At 57.7% G+C, this 5,356-nt stretch carries 6 protein-coding genes and 1 pseudogene; all 7 read right to left on the bottom strand.

Going from position 1 to position 5,356, the window contains the following annotated elements:
- Positions 1–349, bottom strand: a 349-nt coding sequence (locus BS626_RS17805) for a contractile injection system protein, VgrG/Pvc8 family (RefSeq protein ID WP_371328516.1), incomplete at its 3' end; no start/stop codon positions are given.
- Positions 346–696, bottom strand: coding sequence for a hypothetical protein (locus BS626_RS17800; protein ID WP_371328515.1), 351 nt, complete (start codon positions 694–696; stop codon positions 346–348). The genes BS626_RS17805 and BS626_RS17800, both read right to left, overlap by 4 nt.
- 164 nt (positions 697–860) lie before the next feature.
- Positions 861–1,352, bottom strand: coding sequence for an Hcp family type VI secretion system effector (locus BS626_RS17795; RefSeq protein WP_075183687.1), 492 nt, complete (start codon positions 1,350–1,352; stop codon positions 861–863).
- A 2-nt stretch (positions 1,353–1,354) separates the two neighbouring features.
- Positions 1,355–3,034: an OmpA family protein gene (locus BS626_RS17790; RefSeq protein ID WP_075183686.1), complete on the bottom strand. Its 1,680-nt coding sequence runs from the start codon at positions 3,032–3,034 to the stop codon at positions 1,355–1,357.
- Complete coding sequence (gene tssL / locus BS626_RS17785; RefSeq protein WP_075183685.1) at positions 3,034–3,723, bottom strand: type VI secretion system protein TssL, short form; 690 nt, start codon at positions 3,721–3,723, stop codon at positions 3,034–3,036. Before tssL ends, BS626_RS17790 begins: the two co-directional genes overlap by 1 nt.
- On the bottom strand, positions 3,720–5,069 hold the full coding sequence (gene tssK, locus BS626_RS17780; RefSeq protein ID WP_075183684.1) for a type VI secretion system baseplate subunit TssK: 1,350 nt from the start codon (positions 5,067–5,069) through the stop codon (positions 3,720–3,722). Before tssK ends, tssL begins: the two co-directional genes overlap by 4 nt.
- A 13-nt stretch (positions 5,070–5,082) precedes the next feature.
- A pseudogene (locus tag BS626_RS17775) lies at positions 5,083–5,356 on the bottom strand (type VI secretion system contractile sheath large subunit); the annotation flags it as partial.

The following is a 5,356-nucleotide window of genomic DNA, read 5'->3' as shown; positions in this document are numbered from 1 at the left end:
GGGAAACGAGGGTCAGCGCGTAATGGGTCTCATCATTCGACGAGGAGACGCGGCGAAACGATTTTACCACGCCGAATACCGTCCGGACCGGCAGCGCCGGTGTCCCGTCAAACATCGGGGTCTGGAAGGTAAATGACGCCGGCTTCAGCAGTAACGTTTCGCAGGCGATATCTCCAGAGGTGCAGGTCACCGCCACGTCATAGCGCCAGGGCTGGCTGAGGGACTCCACCGCGCTGAAGTGCAAGACATCCAGACATTCCGTGCAGCCATGCACATCAACCCGGTAACGTGACTGGCCTGACAGCGTTTGTACCGCGTCGGTGGCCTGTTTGAAAAGTGTTCCGCTCATGGCGCCGCTCCTTCTGCCTGTTCATCCAATGCCAGCACAATGCCCTGTTCATCATCCCAGGCCCGGTGTAATGAGAATGGTTTTTGAGCAGCAGAGCGCTCTGACCGGGTGCGTACTGCACGGAGCTGTGCATCCAGGCAGGACGGCCAGACGGCATCCCTGTCCCATTCAGCGCGACGGGCAGGCACGGTCAGGTCACCTTCAGTCTGCTCCAGCAACCTTAACAGCCCGTGTTCCGGCGTGATTTCTGCATGCGCACGGGCCCGGCACGAAGCGGCTGCACCTTCCAGCACGCTGGCGCAGTAAGGATTAAGCCGCCTCAGCAGGACTGCTGAATGATGTTCCATGTCGTTCCCTCTTGTTCAGGCACGCTACCGCCCCTGGCCGTTAACCGATGCCCATAAGGTTCATGCCGATATATTGCGAGACTGCTCTACACAGCGTCCGCCTGGCAGGCGCTGTGCAGAACAAAAGTCAAAAAGCGGACAGAGGGGATCTGTCCGCCAGGGGCTTACGCGGTGGTGCGTTCGTTCCAGGCATCGGAATGAATGATGTTGCCGTCTTTGTAGGTCCAGGTGATTTTTTCGTAGCGCAGTTCAATCTGCTCAAGGTGATTATGCTTCTCGAAAGCCGCATCCTTGATGTCGTGCATTTTCGGTGCGACTTTCACCAGCTTGACGTTTTCCAGTGTGGTGTTGAAATACTCCACTTCCTGACCTGCGTCGTTGATTTTGTACCACTTGAATTCAGCAGACTTCAGCGTCTGGCCGGTGGTCACCGCCTTGTACAGATACGGGCTGGAAGAGTCGATTTCCTTGGTAAACAGGAACGGCGTGTGAATGCGGGTGCCGGTCAGCTTGCCGGTGTTGTTATCCGTCGGGATGTACAGGCTGTGTTGCTGAGCAACAACTTCGATGCTGCCTTCACGATCCTTCACATCGACAGAACCCTTGATGTCAGCGCCGCCATCGTCTTTCAGCCACAGATAAACTGGGATTGCCATGTTTACTTCTCCATTTCTTGAGTTGAAACGTCACGCACATCCTGTGACGCAGGTTTTGTGCCTGGCAGACGACAGGCGTCAGCCTGCGGTACCAGACTGATCTCGACACGCCGGTTATGCGCACGGCCATCAGGCGTGTCGTTTGATGCAATCGGTCGGCTGTCACCGTAACCCTGTACGGCAAAACAGCTCTCCGGGACGTCCCCGGTATCACGCATCCAGTTACGGACGGCCTCAGCGCGTTGTAAAGACAGGGTCTGATTGAGCTGGTCACTGCCGGTATTGTCGGTGTGTCCGCTGACCACGATCAGCCAGCCTGGTTTGGCTTTGATCCCCACCAGTGCGTTGACGAGTATTTTGGTAGAGCCCTCTTTGAGCGCTGATTGACCGGAATCGAACAGCGAGATGCTGTCGAGACGAACAATTTTCGGGAGCGGTTTCGGTTCAGGAGCGGGTGGCGGTGTCCAGGTGTCGATAGCCTGCTGCAAGGCCAGCCACAGGCGTTGCCCCGGGTAATAACCGAGGCTGTAACGTAAAGGCTCTCCCTGGCGCTGCCAGCGTTCAAGCAGGAGCGCATCCTGTTTCAGCGCAGCCAGCGATGCGGCTTTAGGACGGTAGTGGTTCATCGGGATCGCGTTCCAGCGCTGTAAATCGGCACTTACCTGACGGATAAGGTCACGATTATTGAGTGCAGAAATACCCAACGCGGTCAGGACACACAGCCATATCAGCAGGATCAGGCGGCGGGTACGCTGGCCCCCCTGTACGGTAGAGGCAAAGGGCGCCAGCAGCGGCAGAACCGCATCCGGAAACACGCTTGTCGGGGTGGTCTGCCCTGACTGTCGGGAAAACTGCAAACAGGTGCGGGAACTGAGCCAGGCGGACCAGACTGACGGCGCCTCAGGATTGACCACGCCGAGGCGCATAGCCACGGAAAATACAGGTACGGGCGGCGTTAGCCGGTCCGGTTTATCCAGCTCATTGATCAGCGTAGTACGGATAAAGGAAAAGGCCTGTTCGACTGCTGGCAGCGCCATGATATTGTCATCCACCTGTTGCCAGTCAATGAACGCCTGAGGCGAATCATTAACCTGACAGACCATCGGCTTGTCACCGCGCACGATTACCCACGGCGTTTCCGGTCCGGAAAAGTCGGCACTCAGCACCACCGGCAGCGTAAAACCCGTCAGGGATTGAATCTGTTTACTTTGCTGGCGGAGCGTTTTCACCGTGGCGCGCAGAACCGCTTCATCCTGATGTTGGTCTGGCAGGCAGCGGTACATCACCGAAAGCTGACCTACCTGGCGCGGGAACTGTTTCTGTATGCTGCTGACAACGTCAGTTAACCGGCTGACGTCATCGGTCCGCAGCCACCATCCCTGGGCTGTTTTACGTAAAGGGCTTCCCTGGAACAGGGTATCCAGCCTGTCACCACACACCAGTACAACGGGATCCGCGATGTCGGGTAATGGCAGGTCACTGGCGCTGACGGTGGCATCGGATGCTGGCGCGTCACGCCGACAGTTTCTAAAGACCGTCCAGCCGGCCAGGATGAGGATCAGCAGTGTGGCCAGCCCGTTAAACACGTTGCCCGTCGGGATGAAATACCAGAGTAACCACAGCAACGTGGCAACGGCGGCAAAGATGTGCAGGGCAACCGGAATAATGACTGATCTACGCATTAGCCACGCAGCTCCGGTATGTGTGCTGACAACAGTGCCTGGAGCCACAGGTGGCCCCCCCACCAGATGATGCCCGTCAGGATGGCGGCGAGCGCTATCCAGAACCAGACAGAGCGCATCAGGCTCCAGCGATGTCTCCCCATCCGGTGAACAACCAGTGACAGGCCTGCATCAGGCGGAGATACTCGCTCAGAGAGGGCTTTTGCAACCTCATCCCGCTGCGCCTGACTGACCGTTTTCAGGCTGTACAGTCCCTGGAAGCCCAGCGCTATCACCCGGTGATAGCACGTCAAAACGGCCGGGTTCGGTGAGGGCTGACGCAGGACCTCAGCAACGCGATCCCACAGCGCCTCGCCTGCGCGGAATGAGCCAAAAAAGCGCGCCTGAAGCGGCGCTTTACGCCAGGCGACCTGGCCCTCATCCATTTGGGGCCCCTCTCCTCCCTCACTTTTTCCCGGCTTACGGCTCATCACCGTCTCATCAAGCAAAGCGCATTGTGCATAGGAAATATGTTCGACACTGGCCTCGTCATAACCGGCACGCTCCAGCGCTGCCCGTACGCTTTCAACCTGTTTAACGCACTTGTCGTAAAGTGCAGTGCCATTGAGCGTCACGGCACCTTTCTTCAGCATGGTGACCGTAAGCCAGGTGTCCGTCATCAGCTGGTCGATATTGATATCCTGTCTCATGAGCGCAACACCGCAAACAGTTCAAGTTCAAGCGCGCCAAGCAGCTCCGGTACATAGAAGATACACACGCCCTGCTCCCGCATTTCATGCGCAGCGGGACTTTCCATATCAAGTGCGAAGTACTGGTTCTCCATGCGTACGGGCAACGCTGCCGGGACCCTGCTCACCGGGATCAACGGGATCCCCTTCAGTGCAGCGCCATAGATCTCACTGACCTCATCAGGCGAACCCGCCTGACAGAGTGCAGGGAATTTCTCGGCCACCTGCCAGGCTGGAATATCTGAACGCACTGAGAGCCAGAGGTCGGCCTCTTCACGCAGACGAATATCGTGCAGGTTGGCTTTCCAGGTCTGTCCGTCGGGGCGGGACATTTCCAGCGCAATGACCCGGGATGGCAGACTGGCCTCCAGCAAGCCGGTTATCAGATCAAACAGCGGAGGGAACGTATTGGCCGGCTCCCCGTGGTCATAACCGGGTATCGCGTCAAGATCGTGGTTCAGGGAGAAGGTCAACATGCTGCCGGCCAGACGGGCGAGTTCAGCCCACACCTGTTCTGGCGGACGGGACGGAAAGCGTTCAAATTCCGTCAGCACTCTGGCGTGAGAATTCAGTGCATTCAGCAACCAGAAAAGCGAGACATCGGCAACGGCGAAATCGGCGAGTCTTTCGTTGCTCTCACGGCGCATCGTCATCAGACGCTGCCGCCGGGAGCGTAACTGGCGATTGAGCAGCACCAGACGTTCGCGAAGCACCGGACTTGCCGCAAAAGACGCCACTGGCGGAATAAATGAGGGATCCAGTCGCCATGCATGTTGTCCATCCCGGATAAGCCTTGCTACCGGGCAGACTATCCAGGAATCATTGTTTTCATGGGCAAACCGAATGGTGACATTATACCGGGCAACGGCCATGGATTCTTCTTCCGAGCCGAAAGCATCCTGCAACGTCACCCATTCTTCACGATAGCGAAGCGGCCGGTCTGCGGTGACACCTTCCTGTTGTACGTTGATCATACCCGGCTGCATGTGAGGCAGTGCGATGAGAACGGTTACGGCATCGAGACCGGCCAGCTGGCTGGCATCTAACTCGCGTGGCGCCGGAGGCAGATCGCTCTTTTGCGCATCAATCAGCGATCCCTCTTCCAGCCAGAGGCGTAACTGCGTCATCTGGATCAAACCCGACGAAAGAAGGCTGTCATTAAATTCAACTTTTTCCACCCCCCATGGGAATGGGCATGCCAGGGCTAATGCACCTCGACTTCGAAAAGACTCCCACTCAGCCTGCTGTTGGAACTGCTGGGGGGACAGTAAAGCCCCCTCGTTCCACAGTGGACGATAAATTTTCATCCCTGCTCCCGCCTTACGCTTTGGCTTTTGGCATCTGAGACACCAGCGACAGATTCACGTCCATCCCCTCGACCTGGAAATGCGGGATCGCGTACAGCTTCACGCGGAAGAAGCCCGGGTTGTCTTCGATGTCTTCCACCACCACTTTCGCATCGCGCAGCGGGTGCGAGGCCTGCAGATCGTCGCCCGGATCGGTCATCTCCGTGACCAGGCCGCGCACCCAGGTGTTGAGCTCCAGCTCCAGCAGCCGGCGGTCTTTGGTGGTGCCGATGTTTTCCCGCTGAATC

Origin of the sequence: Pantoea sp. 1.19 (assembly GCF_001922585.1) — a bacterium.
GTDB lineage: Bacteria > Pseudomonadota > Gammaproteobacteria > Enterobacterales > Enterobacteriaceae > 1-19.
The sequence above is the reverse complement of the archived record's forward strand: the minus strand, read 5'-3'. Positions and strand labels throughout refer to the sequence as shown.

Coding starts and splice junctions, on each gene's coding strand:
- BS626_RS17790 (WP_075183686.1), bottom strand. CDS start 3,034: ATGCGTAGATCAGTCATTATTCCGGTTGCCCTGCACATCTTTGCCGCC.
- tssL (WP_075183685.1), bottom strand. CDS start 3,723: ATGAGACAGGATATCAATATCGACCAGCTGATGACGGACACCTGGCTT.
- BS626_RS17795 (WP_075183687.1), bottom strand. CDS start 1,352: ATGGCAATCCCAGTTTATCTGTGGCTGAAAGACGATGGCGGCGCTGAC.
- tssK (WP_075183684.1), bottom strand. CDS start 5,069: ATGAAAATTTATCGTCCACTGTGGAACGAGGGGGCTTTACTGTCCCCC.
- BS626_RS17800 (WP_371328515.1), bottom strand. CDS start 696: ATGGAACATCATTCAGCAGTCCTGCTGAGGCGGCTTAATCCTTACTGC.